This is a genomic window from Parafrankia elaeagni (genome assembly GCF_000374165.1).
Taxonomy (GTDB): Bacteria; Actinomycetota; Actinomycetes; order Frankiales; family Frankiaceae; genus Parafrankia; species Parafrankia elaeagni.
The window spans coordinates 104,331-120,187 of sequence record NZ_KB893713.1 but is presented as its reverse complement, the minus strand read 5'-3'; the positions used below and the strand labels follow the sequence as shown (position 1 = coordinate 120,187).

Sequence of the window (15,857 nt, the reverse complement as noted above, 5' to 3'; positions counted from 1 at the left end):
CGCCGCGTTCCGGTTCCGGTTCTGGTTCCGGTTCCGGTTCCGGTTCTGGTGTCGGTTCTGGTTCTGGTGCCGGCTGCGGATCAGGGTGGCGAGGTTGCGGGCAGCGGGACGACGAGCCCGCGGTTCAGCACCGCCTCGACCGCGAGGGTGCGGTAGCCCGCGTCGTCGAACAGGACGGTGAAGCGGTCACCGTCGACGCTGACAACCTGACCGGCACCCCAGCGCTCGTGCCGCACCCGGGTGCCCGCCTCGAACGGTGCGGGCTGCCCGCCCCCACCCTCGGCGCTCCCGGCGCCGGCGGAAGCCCGGTCGCCGTCCCGCCCGTCGCAGGTGTCGCAGGCGCCGCAGCCGGCCGGCTCGAAGCGATCGACCGACTCCCCGAAGTAGGACAGCAGGAAGCGCCGGCGGCAGCCGCGGGTTTCGGCGTACCCCCGGATCATGTCGACCCGGGAGCGGTCGAACGTCCGCCGCACCTCGGCCCGTTCCATCGCCCTCGCCACGGCGACCTCGGGTTCGGGTGCGTCCGGAGGGGCCGCCACCGTGCCGTCGCCGCGCACCGTCAGGGCGCCGGCCTCCGCGAGCGGGTCGACCAGACGGAGCAGCGCCGAGTCACGCAGCCCGGCCTCCTTGGCCAGGCGTGGCATCGTGACTGCTTCCTCGGCGTGCGCGATCAGGACGGCGATCCGGCGCAGGTCCGCCGGATCGGGTGGCCCGGCGACGAGGAAGCGTCGCAGGCCCAGGTCCTGGGGCCGGAAGAACAGGCAGGCCAGCGCAGGCTTTCCGTCGCGGCCGGCCCGGCCGATCTCCTGCATGTAGGAGTCGACGGAGTCGGGGACGTCGGCGTGCGCGACGAAGCGGACGTCCGGCTTGTCGATGCCCATCCCGAACGCGGTGGTGGCGACGATGACGTCGCAGCGGCCGGAGTGGAAGTCCTCCTCCGCCTCCCGGCGCACACCGGCGGCGAGCCCGGCGTGGTAGGGCCGGGCGTGCAGGCCGAGGTCGGCGAGCTCTGTGGCGATCTCCTCGGTGGCGCGCCGGGTCGCCGCGTAGACGATGCCGGGTTTGGCCTGTGCCGCCGCGTACTCGACGAGGGCCGCGCGCTTGTCGCCGTCCTCGACGAAGGTACGAACAGCCAGGTGGATGTTGGGCCGGTCGAACCCCTGCACGATCTCGGCCGGCTCCCGCATCCGCAGCCGTTCGGCGATCTCGCGGCGCACCGGCGGTGCGGCCGTCGCCGTGAGCGCGACCACCGTCGGGTGGCCGAGATCCTCGACGACCTCACCCAGCCGCAGGTAGTCGGGCCGGAAGTCATGGCCCCAGGCCGAGATGCAGTGTGCTTCGTCAACGACGATGAGTGACGGCGCGGCCTCCCGTAACAGCTTCCGGACGCGCGGCTTGGCGAGCTGTTCGGGTGCCAGGAACAGGAACTCGCTGTTGCCACAACGGATCGCGTCGAACGCCTCGGCGACGGCCTTGGCGCTGACCTGCGAGTTCGCCATCACTGCCGTGCTGTCGGAGGTAGGCACGCCCGCCGACGACGGTCCGTCGTGTGCACGGGCCCTGTCGAGCCGCGCGGTCAGCCCGCGCACCTGGTCCCGCTGCAGCGCGATCAGCGGTGAGACGACGACGGTCGGCCCCTCCAGCAGCAGGGCGGGAATCTGGTAGACGGCCGACTTGCCCGCCCCGGTCGGCAGCACGCACAGCGTGTCGCGACGATCGAGGATCGCCCGCATCGCCGCGCGCTGCCCGGGCCGCAGAGCGTCGAAACCGAACGCCGCGGAGGCCACCGCGTCGAGCAGATCGTCAGTTTCATCGGTTCCGGCAGCCGTCGGCGGCGCCGGCCGGCTGCCTGGCGCCGCCGACGGCTGCCGTGGAAGCACCCGACTGCCGGGCCGACCACCGGGCCGACGATCGAGGAGGCGGCCGAAGGCCTCCCAGGGATGTGTCAGAAAAGTCCGCATTGCTCAGACGTGTACCCCGGCCAACGGCTCCTCACTCGAGGTCTGGGCCCTGCGCTGGCCGGCGCGCGGCTCGGGCGCGCGGCTCGGGGGCGCGGCCCGCGCCGCGGGTAACGCCGGGTTGTCCACACCAACAACACCGCCACCGCCAGGCAGAACGCCAGGAGGAACACGCCACCCTGCCGCCCCTGCCCGGCGGTTTCGGTGTGGTCACAGTGGGCAGGTCGCCATATCCCCTGACAGGGGTCCGCTCTGCGTGACGGGCGTCCCGGGTGGAGTTCTTCGCGTGCCCGCGGATTGGCCGGGACTCGGCGGGGTGGGAGCCCCGAGCCGGGATTGAGGCTAGGATCGAAGAGAGTAAGCGTTCGCGAACCAACGCTGGCGTCCTTCGACCACCAGGAGCGCACGATGCCGAGACCGACCAGGCAGCTGCTCGCGGACCCGGAGCCGCAGGAGCGCAGCTTCTCGATCGTCTCGGTGGATGATCACCTCACCGAGCCCCCCGACGTCTTCGCCGCACGGTTCCCGGCGAGGCTTCGCGACCAGGCCCCTCAGGTGATCACGACGCCGGACGGGTCGGAGGCCTGGCTCTACCGCGACCGGCTCTACCGCGACAACGGGATGAGCGTCGTCGCCGGGCGCCCGAAGTCCGAGTGGAACCTCGACCCGCTGAACTTCGACGAGATGCGCCGGTCCGCCTGGGACGTCCACGCCCGCGTGCGGGACATGGATCTCGACGGGGTCTGGGCGTCGCTGTGCTTCCCGTCCGGGGCGTGGGGCTTCACCGGTCGGGTGCTGTCGATGAACCGGGACGAGGAGGTCGGCCTCGCCGCGGTCCGGGCATGGAACAGCTGGATGCTGGAGGAGTGGCACGGCGCCTACCCGGAGCGCTTCATCCCGATGCAGCTGCCCTGGTTCAGGGACCCGAAGATCGCCGCGAGGGAGATCCGCCGCAACGCCGAGCTCGGCTTCACGTCGGTGTCGTTCCTCGAGTCGCCGCACCTGCTGAAGCTTCCGCCGATCACCGACCGGAAGCACTGGGAGCCGTTCTTCAGGGCATGCGAGGAAACCGACACCGTGATCTCGCTGCACTGCGGCGCAAGCGGTTTCGTCCTCCAGGGCTCACCCGGCGGCGGCCTCAACGTCCAGACGTCGCTGTTCCCCGCCGGGGCGTTCTGTGCCGCCGTCGACTGGGTGTGGGCGGGTATTCCGGCCCTTTACCCGAATCTCAGGATCGCCCTGAGCGAGGGCGGCATCGGCTGGGTGCCGATGGCGATCAACCGTCTCGACTACGTCCTCGAACACTCCGGTGGCGGCGGCACCCCGTGGGCGTACGACGTCACACCGAGTGAGGCGCTGCGGCGCAACTTCTACTTCTGCATGCTCGACGACCCCGGCACGCTCGACCAGCGTCACCTGATCGGTATCGACCACATCCTGTTCGAGACGGACTTCCCGCATGCCGACTCGACCTGGCCGGGCTCCCAAGACCTGCTGCGCAAGCGCTTCGCGGACATCCCCCGGCACGAGGCCGTGATGATCGCCGGTGGCAATGCCGCCAGACTGTTCCGGCACCCGCTGCCAGGCGGTGACTGGCCGGCGATCACTCCGTAACCCCTCGAGGACCGCGGGCGGCAGCGGAGCCCAGGCTGGCTCCCGCAGTGTCGCGGGTGGCGTCATCCCGCCCGGGAATTTGATCTTCCGTTAAATGTGTGTAGGTAGCAACCACATGCATGGCGCCAGATCGGCCGGGCAAGATCTTCTATTGTCGGCGGAACTCCTCGATGTGTGGTGGCCGGATCTGGGTACTTGTTTTCCTTCCCGGGATCACTATCCTGAAGCGCCCAAGGTGGGCAGGAAGGGTTGCCCTCGGCCGGTGCGGGCGCTGGCGGTGCAGTACACAGGCCCCTTTCGGGGTTCGTGGCGGTCCTCGGCGGCATCCTGGGCTCGGCGGCCAGAGGGGGATCTCGCATGCCGTTTGGGGTGATGCGGACACGGTCGACGGTCCGATGGTCGGGTGATGCGGGCGGCTGACCCGCGGCAATTGATGATCTTGTCGGAATATGTTGACGTCGACGTCGAAGGTTGAGAGTATGCGCACACTCGTAGGCGAGGGTGGGCCTGGCAAATCCAGGGCGGCCTCGCGGAAGCAACCTGCCCCGGCGAGGATGTCTTCGCGTGGCTGATAGCGCCACGGCCCAGATGATTCCGACAACTTTGAGGTGAAGGTATATGCGGTCCAGGGTTGTCCTCCCACGTGACCGGTCGACGCGGTCGCGGCGGCGGTCGGCTAGGGCGCTCTTAGCATGCCCGTTAGCCCTGCTCATGTTCGCTGCTGCGTGTAGTTCGGACGACGGGGATACGCCCACCACGGTGGACCCGACTGCGGCCGCCGACGCGCTTGGCCCGGTCGACAACGCCACCGGCGAGCCCGTCCTGATCGGGATCATCTCGGACGGGAAGTCCGCCGCCATCGACAACTCCGTGCAGTTCGCCGTCGCGGACGCCACGGTCAAGTACCTGAACGAGCACCGCGGCGGTATCGGCGGCCGGCCCGTCGAGATCGTCGAGTGCGAGACGCAGGCGGACCCGGCCAGGGGTGCCGACTGCGGGAACCAGATGGTTGAGAGAGACGTCGTCGCGGTCGCGGTCGGCGAGTCCGCGGTTGCCGAGGGTGTCTGGCAGCCGTTGGCTGACGCGGACATACCGACGATGTTCTTCGGTGCCGGCAGCCCGGCGATTCTTTCGGACCCGACGAGCTTCACCGTGGGGGACCCGAACTTCGCGACGCTGCAGCTTCCCATCAACCTGGCGAAGGACGAGGGCCTCGACAAGGTGACGTCGATCGTCATCGACGTGCCGGCCGCGCTGCACAGCGCGGAGGAGGTCGCCCCCGGCCTGATGGAGGAGGCGGGCCTCGAGTACGAGCTCATCCGGATCGCCCCGGGCACGGCCGACATGACGCCGCAGCTGCAGGGTGTCGATCCCGGTGTCGTGTTCATCATCGGCAACGACTCGTTCTGCATCAGCGCGATCAACGGCCTGCAGGCGGTCGGGTACGACGGCAAGGTCAGTGCCATCTCGCAGTGCATCACGGACGCCACCCGCAAGGCGGTGCCCGGAAACGTGCTGGAGGGCATGGTCATCGGCGCCTCCGTCCCCGTCGGCGGGGACGATCCGTCCAGTCTCCTCTACAACGCGGTGATCGAGACCTATGGAAGTGACATCGACACCGGTTCCTCCGCGGGCCGGGGCATGTTCGTCACGTTCGCCGGCCTCGCGGCGTCACTCGAGGACATTTCGGGTGAGATCACCCCGGCCACCGTCACCGCCGCCATCAAGGCGATGCCGGAGAAAGAACTGCCCGGTGCCGCCGGCCTGAAGTTCCGGTGCAACGGCAAGGCCTACCCGGAATCCCCGGCCTCCTGCGTGCGGGGTGGGTTGACGACGACTCTCGACGGCGACGGTCAGCCCAGCGAATTCAAGGTGCTCGGGAACTCTTCGATCCCGGATTGATGATCGAGAACTGAACCGGCCGCCGGGGAATCTCCTCGGCGGCGGGTTCGGCACCTCCGCTCGGCGTCCCTCCCGCCGGAAGTGTCGAACCAGCCCCATGGCTCGCAGGAATGATCCGGAAGATGCCGGGAGATCGTGATGGAACATGTAGGTTCGCTGCTTCTCGGTCTCGGGAACGGCGGGGTATTCGCGGCGCTGGGTCTCGCCCTCGTACTGACCTATCGGAGCTCGGGAGTAATCAACTTCGCGACCGGGGCGGTCGCGCTCTACGTCGCCTATTCCTACGCGTTCTTACGTGATGGCGAACTACTCGTCCTGATACCCGGCCTGCCCGCGTCGGTTGAGATCGGCGGGCCCTGGCCGCTGGCGCCGGCGGCCGCGCTGTCACTGCTGTTCGGGGCACTCCTGGGCGCATTGCTGTACGTGGCGGTGTTCCGACCGCTGCGTGAGGCTCCCCAGCTGGCCCGGGCGGTGGCGTCGCTTGGTGTTCTGGTGGTCATCCAGTCGGTCATGGCGATCCGGCTCGGCACCTCACCGGTCAGCGTCGAGGCGATCTTCCCGGCGGAACGGTGGGACTTCGGCGGCGCCAGGGTGCTGTCCGACCGGTTCTATCTGGTCGTCGCCGTGGTGGCCCTGACGCTGGTGCTGGCCGCCGTCTACCGCTTCACCCGGTTCGGGCTGCTGACGAGGGCGGTGGCGGAGTCCCAGACCGGCGCCTATGTCAGCGGTGTGTCCCCGGACCGGATTGCCCTGTTCAACTGGATGATCAGTGGTGTGACGGCTGGTGCGGCCGGCATCCTGATCGCACCGCTGAGCCCGCTGTCCCCGACCACCTACACGCTGTTCGTGGTGCCGGCGCTCGCCGCCGCGGTGGTCGGCGGTTTCAAGAGCCTGGTGCCGACGGTGGTCGCCGGCATCGCGATCGGCATGGTCCAGTCGGAGGCTGCCGCGCTGGCCGCCGACGGCGCGTCCTGGCTGCCGAGGAGCGGCTCGCAGGAACTCGTTCCGCTGGTGGTGATCCTGCTGGCCCTGCTCGTCACCGGACGGGGCCTGGCGGTCCGGGGCGGACTGGTCCGACAGCCGCTGGGCCGGGCCCCCCGGCCGCGGTCCCTGCTGATGCCCACGATTCTCGGCACCGGCGTGGGTGTGCTCGGCCTGCTGGTCACCAGCGGGACCTGGCGCAGCGCGGTCATCGGAACGTTCATCGCCGCGATCATCGGTCTGTCTCTCGTCGTCGTGACCGGCTACGCCGGGCAGGTGTCACTGGCCCAGCTCGCGCTGGCCGGCAGCGCCGCCTTCACACTCAGTGGCCTCACCCAGAGCTGGCACATCCCGTTCCCGTTCGCACCACTGCTGGCCGCGCTCGTGGCGACGGTGCTGGGCGTGGTGATCGGGCTACCCGCGCTGCGACTGAAAGGTCTGACTCTCGGCATCGTCACCCTCGCGCTGGCCTACACGATCGAAGCCGTGTGGTTCCGCAACACGCAGATCGTCGACAGCCAGGGGGCCCGGGTCACCCAGCCGGAGATCTTCGGTCTTGATCTCAGTATCGGTACCGGCCATGCCTTCCCACGGATTCCCTTCGGTCTGCTCTGCCTGGCGGTCCTGGTGGCCGTGGCCTGGGGCGTCGCCCGGCTGCGCACCAGCTCGCTGGGCTCGGCCATGCTCGCTGTCCGCGCGAACGAGCAGTCCGCCGCCGGCATCGGCATCAACGTCGTCGCGGTCAAGGTCGCCAGTTTCGCCATCGCGTCCTTCATCGCTGGCCTGGGTGGCAGCCTGCTGGCCTACCGGCGCGATGTCGTCACCTTCGACTCGTTCACGGCGCTCGGCGGGCTCGCCCTGCTGTCAACCGCCTATCTCGCCGGCGTCACCTCTGTCTACGGCGGCATCCTCGCCGGGGTGATGGCGTCCTCCGGCATCACCTTCATCGCGATGGACCGCTGGGTCCATCTCGGTGACTGGTTCCCGGTCATCACCGGTGTCGCCCTCCTCGTCGCCCTCATCGGCCACCCGGAGGGCCTCGCCAGCGGCGGCCACGAGCTCGCCGACCGCATCGACCGACTACGCCATCGCCGCCGGCCGGCTCCGAGCCCGGCGGATGGGGCCAAGGCGATCATGCCCGAGTCCGCAACTCCGACCGCGGCAGCCATCGCCACCTCTGCGCCCACCGATGCGCCCACCGATGCGCCCACCGATGCGGCCACCGACCAGGCAGAGAAGCCGGCCGCGGTACCCGCGCAACCGGCGGCCACGGTGCTCGACGTCACCGGGCTCACGGTTCGTTACGGCGGCGTGACGGCTGTCTCCGAGGTCTCGCTGCGGGTCGCCGCCGGTCAGATCGTCGGTCTGATCGGACCGAACGGCGCCGGCAAGACCAGCGTGATCGACGCGACGACCGGGTTCACCCGGGCCTCAGGCACCATCAGGCTCGGCGGCGACAACGTCGAGGGGCTCCCGACGCACACCCGGGTACGGCGCGGCCTTGCCCGCACGTTCCAGTCCCTGGAGCTCTACGACGACCTCACCGTCGAGGAGAACGTCCGCGCGGCGCTGTTCGGCGCGAGCGCCGACGAACGCCACCGCGCCCTGGCCGCCGCACTCGACCTCGTCGGCCTTGCCGACCGGGCCGACCGGCACGCCGACGAACTGAGCCAGGGCGAACGCCAGCTGGTCTCCATCGCCCGGGCCTGCGCGACCAAGCCCCGGGCCCTGCTCCTCGACGAACCGGCCGCCGGGCTCGACACCACCGAGACAGTGTGGCTCGGCGAGCGCATCCGCTCGATCAGTCGCACGGGAGTGGGGATCGTTCTCGTCGACCACGACGTCTCCCTCGTGCTGTCGGTCTGCGACTACATCTACGTCCTCGACTTCGGCAAAGTCATCGCCGAGGGCGACCCGGCGGCGATCCGTGCCGACCGCGCGGTCGCCGACGCCTACCTGGGCTCCGTGCACGACTCCTCGGTGGACGCGGCACCGCCGGCGACGGGCGTGGCGGAGGCGTCTCCGGTGGCGGAGGCGTCTCCGGCGGCGGACGCGGGGGACGCGGCGGACACGGGGGACACGGAGGACACGGAGGACGTCGAGGAGACGTCCCCGGGCATCGTGGCGCCGGCGCCACTGACGAAGGGAGCAGGGGAGACATCCTCGGAGGCGGTGGCCCAGGTGCCACCGTCGAAGGCGGAGACGACGACCCCCCCAACCGCGGAGGCCGCTCCGGCCGCCGCGACCACATCCTCGGCGGTGACCACATGACCACCCGGCTGGAATGTGCCGACCTCAGCGGCGGGAGAGGCAGCACCACCGCCTTCCGGAACCTCGATCTCACGGTCGAGGCCAGCTCCGTACTGGCGCTGCTCGGACCGAACGGTGCCGGCAAGACCACGCTGCTGCTGACCCTTGCCGGCCTGCTGCCGGCGCAGAAGGGCACCATCAGCGTCGATGGCAAGCGGCTGCGTAACGGCCGACCCGCCACGGCGAACGCGGCCGGGGTGGTACTCGTCCCCGACAACCGCTGTCTGTTCACCTCGCTGTCCGTCGAGGAGAACATAAAAGTCGCGGCGCGTCGCAACGGTCCGAAAGCGAAAAGCCTCCTCGAGACCTTTCCGGCGCTCGAGAAGCGGTGGCACCTGCCGGCGGGGGCGCTCTCCGGTGGCGAACAGCAGATGCTGGTCATGGCGCGGGCCCTGATCCAGCAGCCCCGGGTGCTGCTGATCGACGAACTCAGCATGGGCCTGGCTCCCCTGATCGTCGAGGACCTGTTCAACACCGTCAGCCGCATCGCCGCCGACCACCAGTGCGCGGTGATCCTGGTCGAACAGCACGTCAACCTCGCCCTCGAGGTCGCCGACACCGCGGCCGTCCTCAACCGGGGCAGCATCGTGTTACGGGGATCGGCCAGTGAACTGGCCGCCGCCCCCAAGCTTCTGGAAGGCGCCTACCTCGGCATCAGCGAGGAGGAGGCCGCGTAGGCACTCGGTTCGTCCCACCCCGATCCCGCGGCCACGGGATCGGGGTGGAGCGGTCACCCTCGACGCCGGATGGGGGGTGGGCCTCGCGTCGGAGGAACCGGCGGCAATAGCGTGCGGGTGGTGAACCGGCCATCCGTCGTCCCGCCGCCGCCCGCCGAGCCCGCCACCGCCGGCCCTGGCCCGGGGGGTGGAGCGCTGGGGCGGGCCGGGGGGCTCGCCGCCGTTGCCTACGCGTTCACCCTCACCATGGCCAGCACTACTCTGCCGACCCCGCTCTATCCGGGCTACCGCGCCGAGTTCGGGTTCTCACAGCTGACCATCACGATCATCTTCGCCACCTACGCGGTCGGGGTGATCATCGCGTTGCTGGCCTTCGGCCGGCTGTCCGACCGGGTCGGCCGGCGTCCCGTCCTGCTGGCGGGTCTGGGTGCCGCCGTGGCGAGCGCGCTGATGTTCCTGTTCGCCGGTGGGCTGCCAGCGCTGCTGGCGGGTCGGCTGCTCTCCGGCCTGTCCGCGGGGATCTTCACCGGGACCGCGACCGCGACCCTCGTCGATCTCGCCCCACCGCGGAGCGCGGGCCGAGCCACCCTCGTGCCCACGATCGCGAACATGGGCGGTCTGGGCCTGGGCCCGCTGCTCGCCGGCATCATCGCCCGCTATGGTCCGGACCCGCTGCAGCTGACCTACGTCATCAACCTCGCCCTGCTGGTTCCGGCGGTGCTGGGCGTGCTGTTGGCCCCCGAGACGGTGTCCCGGCAGGCCCGGGCGTCGGTGGCGCAGGGCGCCGGCGGTGCCCGGCTGCTCTCGCGGCCGCGGGTGCCGCCCGCCGCCCGGGCGGTGTTCGTGCGCGCGGCCCTCGCGGGCTTCGCCGGCTTCGCGGTCCTCGGCCTGTTCACCGCGGTCGGCCCGGCCTTCCTGGCCCAGACGCTCGACGAGCACAACCCGCTGGTCACCGGTCTGGTCGTCGCCGCAGTGTTCGCCGGCTCGGCGCTCGGCCAGGTGCTCGCCCGCCGCACCGGGCACGCCGTCGGGCTGCCGGCCGGCTGCGCGGCGCTCGTGGTCGGAGTCGCGCTGGTCGGCGGCGCCATCGCCGCCTCGTCCCTTCCGCTGCTCGTCGCGGGGGGCGTGGTGGCCGGCATCGGGCAGGGCCTCAGCTTCGCCTCGGGCCTCGGAGGGCTGCTGGCCGCCGCCCCGCCACCAGCCCGAGCCGAGACCTCGTCGGCCTTCTTCGTCGTGGCCTATGTCGCGATCTCGCTGCCGGTCGTCGGAGTCGGGGTGCTGGCCGAACTGACGACGCTGCGCCTCGCCGGGCTCGTGTTCGTCACCGTCGTCGGTCTGCTTGCCCTGACGGCGCTCGTCCTGCTGCGGCGAGGCCGCGGCGCCGCCGGGGCCTCCTGACCGACAGGAACGACAGCGCACTCAGGTGCAGGCGCCGTCGATCTTCATCTGGAGGATCTCCTCCTCGGTCCGGCCGAGCTCACGCAGCAGATCGTCGGTGTGCTCGGCGAACAGCGGGCCCCGCCGGGTCTCCGGCGGCGTCTCGTCGAACTGGACCGGGTTGGTCACCATCCGCCGCTGGTGCCCGGCGGAGTCCACCACCGGGACGAGGTAGCCGTTGGCGGTCATCTGCGGGTCCTCGAGAATGTCGAGGGGGCCCTGGACCGGCGCCCACTGGCCCTGCAGCGTCTGCAGCTTCTCCACCCAGTACGCGTACGGCCTGGCCCCGATGGCCTCGGCGACCAGGCCCCCGGCCGCCGGCCCGTTGGCCATCAGCTTCTCGGCGGTGTCGAAGCGCTCGTCGTCGATGAGCTCGTCGAGGCCGAGGTGCTGGCAGAGGTCGGGGAAGTACCGGAACGACTGCATGATGGTCAGGTTGATCCAACGACCGTCGGACGTCCGGTAGCTGCCGACAGTCGGGTTGCTGATCCGGCCCATCATGTCGTTGAGGCGCTCGGGCGGATTGTCGGGGCCCAGGAGATCGGCGTTGCCCACCTCCAGCGCGAACGCCCAGGCGCCGACGCTCATCAGCGACACGTCGACGACTGTCGGTTCGCCGGTGCGGGCCCGGCCGAGCAGTGCGGCGGCGATGCCGCCGGCGATCGCCATGCCGCCCGTCGTGTCACCGTAGGCGCCGGCCGGCATCGTGATCAGTCGGTCGCTGTCGGTGGGGGTGACGCCCCAGGCGCTCCCCATCCGGCACCAGAACGACGAGCCGTCGAACCCGCCCCGCTCGGCCCAGGGCCCCCGCTGCCCGTGGGCGCTGCCGCGGACGTAGACGATGTTCGGATTCGCCTTGCGGATGTCCTCGACGTCCAGCCGCAGGCGCCGGCGCGCATCGGGCAGGAAGTTGGTCAGGAACACGTCGGCGTCGCGGCAGAGATCCATCAGGACCTCGTACGCGGCCGGCTGCTCCAGGGCGAGCCCGATGCTCTTCTTGCCGCGGTTGGGATGGTCCATCACCGGGTGCCACGAGTCGGCCCTGGGCTGACTGCGCATTCCTCGCTGGGCGTCACCCATCTCGGCATGTTCGACCTTGATGACCTCGGCACCCCACTCGGTCAGCACCGCGCCGGCGGCGGGAGTGAAGGTGAACTGGGCGACCTCGACCATCTTGATGCCGGTGAGTGGTTTGTGCACGGTTCCTGCGCTTTCTCTCGACGCCCGAACGCGGTGAGCTTCTCGGTGTTCACAACCCGATATTCAAGCCCAATTTTTGGACTGAGTCTAACTATGGGCCGAGGGCTGTCAAGGTCGGAACCATGATCCGCCGTTCTTGTTGCTGCTCCCGGCCGTCAGGGTGTCGTTCGTCGCGACGGACGGCTGGTTGAGGATCACCGTGCCCAGGCAGCCGGCCAGGTTCAGGGTCGTGCCCGGGTCCGGGGCCGGGTCCGTGTCCGGGTCCGGGTCCGTGTCCGGGGCCGGGTGGCGGTGCGGGTACGGGTGGCGGTGAGGGTACGGGTACGGGTGGCGGTGCGGGTACGGGTACGGGTGGCGGTGCGGGTACGGGTGGATGAGATCGATCGGTCGGGGCTGGGGTGTGTGTGGCGGCGGTAGACGGGTAGGCGGAGTGAGCGGCACTGTCCGCGGGTCCGGTCTGGTCTGCGTCTGCGCAGGTCACCGGCCCGAACGGCGCGCGCCTGGCCTGTGCCTGGCTCGGCGGGCGGCGGCGGGCCCACCAGCCGGGGGCGGTGGGTTCCATCCGAGAATCGTGATGGCGGCAGGATGAGGAGTTTGCGGTGACAACACAGGAGCGTCGTCCAACTACCACCGATGCCGGGATCCCCGTCGCCAGCGACGAACACTCGCTGAGTGTCGGCCCGGACGGTCCGCTGCTGCTCCAGGACCACTATCTGATCGAGCAGATGGCGAACTTCAACCGGGAACGGATCCCGGAGCGCCAGCCGCACGCCAAGGGCGGCGGGGCGTTCGGGGCGTTCGAGGTGACGCAGGACGTCAGTGCCTTCACACGGGCGGCGGTGTTCCAGCCGGGGGCGACCACGGACGTGCTGATCCGGTTCTCCACGGTGGCGGGGGAGCGGGGCAGCCCGGACACCTGGCGTGACCCGCGCGGGTTCGCGGTGAAGTTCTACACGCCGGACGGCAACCTGGACATCGTCGGCAACAACACGCCGGTGTTCTTCGTCAGGGACCCGATGAAGTTCCAGCACTTCATCCGGTCGCAGAAGCGCCGTTCGGACAACAACCTGCGGGACCACGACATGCAGTGGGACTTCTGGACGCTCTCGCCGGAATCCGCCCACCAGGTGACCTGGCTGATGGGGGACCGCGGCATCCCGCGGACCTGGCGGCACATGAACGGTTACTCCAGCCACACCTACATGTGGATCAATGCGGCGGGTGAGCGTTTCTGGGTGAAGTACCACTTCAAGACCGACCAGGGGGTCGAGTGCTTCACGCAGGACGAAGCCGACCAGATGGCAGCTATCGACACCGACTACCACCAGCGTGACCTGTACGAGCACATCCGCGACGGGGAGTTCCCGAGCTGGACGCTCAAGATGCAGATCATGCCGTTCGACGAGGCGAAGTCCTACCGCTTCAACCCGTTCGACCTGACCAAGGTGTGGCCGCACAGCGACTACCCGTTGCAGGAGGTCGGCCGCCTCACGCTGAACCGGAACATCGCGGATTACCACACCGAGATGGAACAGGCGGCCTTCGAGCCGAACAACCTCGTCGCCGGCACCGGCCTGTCGCCGGACAAGATGCTGCTGGCCCGCGGGTTCAGCTACGCCGACGCCCACCGCGCCCGGCTCGGGGTGAACTACAAGCAGATCCCGGTGAACTCGGCGAAGGTACCCGTCCACAGCTATTCCAAGGACGGCGCGATGCGGGTACAGAACGTCTCCGACCCGGTGTACGCGCCGAACTCCTACGGCGGCCCGGCGGCGCAGCCGGAGCTGACCGACGACGGTGGCCACTGGTACGCCGACGGCGAGATGGTCCGTACCGCGTACACCCCGCGCCGTGACGACGACGACTGGGGCCAGGCCGGCACGATGGTCCGGGAGGTCCTCGACGACGCGGCCCGCGCCCGGCTCGTCGAGAACATCGCCGGCCACCTGCTCAACGGCGTGAGCGAGCCGGTTCTGCTGCGTGCGTTCCAGTACTGGCGCAACGTCGACAAGGACCTCGGTGACCACGTCGAGGAGATGGTGCGCGCGAAGCAGTCGGAGGTCGACCCGAAGGCCGCGAAGCAGGCCAGTCCGGCGCGTTCCAGCGCCCAGGCGAAGGCCTGACACCGTCCCGAAAGCCCGTGGTTGGTGTGTGCCCCAGGCCTCGGAAGGCCTGGGGCACACCGCCGTCCATGGTCACGCCCGTCCGGCCACCTGTCGCGGCTTCCCGGACCCGGTGCTCGCCACGATGGGGAGCGGGCTGATCGCCGCACCGACCGCCGTCGCGGCGAGCACCGGGTCCGGGAAGCCGCTTCGGATCAGGCGGTCGAGCAGGGCCCGCCGTTCCGCCAGGGGCGGCTGCCGGTCCGTCGGCGCGGCGTGTTCGACGCGGTCGAGCAGCAGGCGGACCCGGCGGACGACCTGGAGGCTGGCAGCGCCGTACTGGATGGTCTCGTCCAGGCCGAGCGACACGAGATCGGGCCATCGCGGCACGGGGTAGACGACGCGGGCCTCGCCGCCGCGATCGAGAAGCGCGCAGGTCCCCAGCGCGCGGTCGGCCAGGCGGGTCAGGCAGTCCTCGATCTGGTCGAGAGCCTGCACGGCCGTGGACGGATCATCGACCCCGGGTGAGAGCGCCCGGACCGCGATCCTCGGTACCGGAGCCGGCGAAGTCCCCGATCGCGCGCCGGAGCTCGATGCGCACACCCGCACGGGACGCCATCCGTACCATGCGGTGCTCGTCGAATCCCTGCACGATGCCGGGACGGTGCGGCCCGGCGATCTCGACCAGGGGCCGGCCCGCCGCCGGTCACGGCCTCCCGGAGGGAACCGAGCAGGTAGGGCAGGGCGACCGCGTCGAGGAGGACGAACGCCACGGCCAGGGTGACCGTCGTACGCGGAATGCGTTCGGAGTTGATCTGGCTGAGCGCGGTGAGAGCATAGAGTGCGGTGCCGACGAGCAGCGCGAACGCGGCCGTGTAGCGGCCCACGTGACGCAGCGCGCCGACCAGACGTGGGGACATGCCCTGCACCGTCTGCGCCACCACGGTGATCGCGGTGACGATGAACCCCGAGAGTGTGATCATGGCTCCGGCGATCGCCGCCAGCGTGGCCTGGGCGGTGGATGCCTGGTAGTCGAGCCCGACCCGGGGCAGGTGCGGTTCCCAGTGCGGGACCGCCCAGCCCAGGACCGTCCCGCCGGCGATGATCGTGCCCGCGACGACGCGGGTGCGCCAGCGGTGCCCCAGCCCGTGGTGGCGGTGCCGCGGCGGCCGGCACCACTCGTGCTCCGGCGCGGGGCCGTCCGTCATCGTGCGGCGAGGACGAGGAGCAGGAGGGCGATCAGGATGGTCGTGGCGACGACCAGGCTGACCAGCGTCGGGCCGGCCACGTTCGCCCCGGTGGTGAAGGACCCTTCGTCGATCTCGCGGTTGACGCGGCGGTAGCGGCCTGTCGCGTACCAGAGTCCCGCTCCGCCGAGCAGGGCGAGGATCGCCCCCGCCGCCAGCGACGGGGCGGTCGTGACGTCGCCGAACGCCGCGAAGGCGAGCCCGAGCGCCATCACGTTGACGGACGTGCGCAGCCACGCCAGGAACGTCCGTTCGTTCGCGAGGTGGTCACGGGCCCGCGAGCCGGCGCCCGGCCCGCCCGGCCCGCCGGCCGGGGCCGGGGCCGGGTGGGCGGGATCCTGCGGGGGCTGCCGGCCGCCGGCACCGGCACCGGCCCCGGCGGCGCCCGGTGCGTCCGCCATCGCCTACCGCTCCATCGTCCACGGCTCC

At 70.5% G+C, this 15,857-nt stretch carries 11 protein-coding genes; 6 read left to right on the top strand and 5 right to left on the bottom strand.

Features of this window, described 5'->3' with window-relative positions:
• Positions 1-80: 80 nt before the first annotated feature.
• Positions 81-1,961 (bottom strand): RecQ family ATP-dependent DNA helicase, encoded by a 1,881-nt coding sequence (locus B207_RS0108810; RefSeq protein WP_018636165.1) that lies wholly within the window; start codon positions 1,959-1,961, stop codon positions 81-83.
• Between the two features lie 405 nt (positions 1,962-2,366).
• Between B207_RS0108810 and B207_RS0108805 the strand changes: the two genes are divergently transcribed.
• The 5 genes from B207_RS0108805 to B207_RS0108785 all read left to right on the top strand — a co-directional run bounded on the left by B207_RS0108805 (position 2,367) and on the right by B207_RS0108785 (position 10,840).
• Positions 2,367-3,572, top strand: coding sequence for an amidohydrolase family protein (locus B207_RS0108805; RefSeq protein ID WP_018636164.1), 1,206 nt, complete (start codon positions 2,367-2,369; stop codon positions 3,570-3,572).
• Positions 3,573-4,331: 759 nt separating this feature from the next.
• Positions 4,332-5,474 (top strand): ABC transporter substrate-binding protein, encoded by a 1,143-nt coding sequence (locus tag B207_RS0108800; protein WP_018636163.1) that lies wholly within the window; start codon positions 4,332-4,334, stop codon positions 5,472-5,474.
• A gap of 138 nt (positions 5,475-5,612) precedes the next feature.
• Positions 5,613-8,726, top strand: coding sequence for a branched-chain amino acid ABC transporter permease/ATP-binding protein (locus B207_RS0108795; protein ID WP_018636162.1), 3,114 nt, complete (start codon positions 5,613-5,615; stop codon positions 8,724-8,726).
• The gene (locus B207_RS0108790; protein WP_018636161.1) at positions 8,723-9,442 is read left to right on the top strand and encodes an ABC transporter ATP-binding protein; all 720 of its coding nucleotides are present in this window, start codon (positions 8,723-8,725) and stop codon (positions 9,440-9,442) included. The genes B207_RS0108795 and B207_RS0108790 overlap by 4 nt, the downstream gene beginning before the upstream one ends.
• Before the next feature lie 111 nt (positions 9,443-9,553).
• A complete protein-coding gene (locus B207_RS0108785; RefSeq protein WP_018636160.1) occupies positions 9,554-10,840 on the top strand; it encodes an MFS transporter in 1,287 nt (428 codons plus the stop codon).
• 21 nt (positions 10,841-10,861) lie between these two features.
• Here B207_RS0108785 and B207_RS0108780 read toward each other — a convergent pair whose 3' ends face one another.
• On the bottom strand, positions 10,862-12,079 hold the full coding sequence (locus tag B207_RS0108780; protein WP_018636159.1) for a CaiB/BaiF CoA transferase family protein: 1,218 nt from the start codon (positions 12,077-12,079) through the stop codon (positions 10,862-10,864).
• Positions 12,080-12,678: 599 nt separating this feature from the next.
• Between B207_RS0108780 and B207_RS0108770 the strand changes: the two genes are divergently transcribed.
• Entirely contained in the window at positions 12,679-14,202 is a 1,524-nt protein-coding gene (locus B207_RS0108770; RefSeq protein WP_018636157.1) for a catalase, read from the top strand.
• A gap of 72 nt (positions 14,203-14,274) precedes the next feature.
• Here the strand turns inward: B207_RS0108770 and B207_RS0108765 are convergent, their stop codons facing one another.
• Genes B207_RS0108765 through B207_RS42295 form a run of 3 tightly spaced genes read right to left on the bottom strand, consistent with a single transcriptional unit; the run spans position 14,275 to position 15,829 of the window.
• Positions 14,275-14,679: a DUF2254 family protein gene (locus tag B207_RS0108765; protein ID WP_018636156.1), complete on the bottom strand. Its 405-nt coding sequence runs from the start codon at positions 14,677-14,679 to the stop codon at positions 14,275-14,277.
• On the bottom strand, positions 14,646-15,389 hold the full coding sequence (locus B207_RS0108760; RefSeq protein WP_018636155.1) for a DUF2254 family protein: 744 nt from the start codon (positions 15,387-15,389) through the stop codon (positions 14,646-14,648). The genes B207_RS0108765 and B207_RS0108760 overlap by 34 nt, the downstream gene beginning before the upstream one ends.
• Entirely contained in the window at positions 15,386-15,829 is a 444-nt protein-coding gene (locus B207_RS42295; protein WP_018636154.1) for a YidH family protein, read from the bottom strand. Before B207_RS42295 ends, B207_RS0108760 begins: the two co-directional genes overlap by 4 nt.
• Positions 15,830-15,857 lie beyond the last annotated feature (28 nt).

Coding starts and splice junctions, on each gene's coding strand:
- B207_RS0108810 (WP_018636165.1), bottom strand. CDS start 1,961: ATGCGGACTTTTCTGACACATCCCTGGGAGGCCTTCGGCCGCCTCCTC.
- B207_RS0108805 (WP_018636164.1), top strand. CDS start 2,367: ATGCCGAGACCGACCAGGCAGCTGCTCGCGGACCCGGAGCCGCAGGAG.
- B207_RS0108795 (WP_018636162.1), top strand. CDS start 5,613: ATGGAACATGTAGGTTCGCTGCTTCTCGGTCTCGGGAACGGCGGGGTA.
- B207_RS0108790 (WP_018636161.1), top strand. CDS start 8,723: ATGACCACCCGGCTGGAATGTGCCGACCTCAGCGGCGGGAGAGGCAGC.
- B207_RS0108760 (WP_018636155.1), bottom strand. CDS start 15,389: ATGACGGACGGCCCCGCGCCGGAGCACGAGTGGTGCCGGCCGCCGCGG.
- B207_RS42295 (WP_018636154.1), bottom strand. CDS start 15,829: ATGGCGGACGCACCGGGCGCCGCCGGGGCCGGTGCCGGTGCCGGCGGC.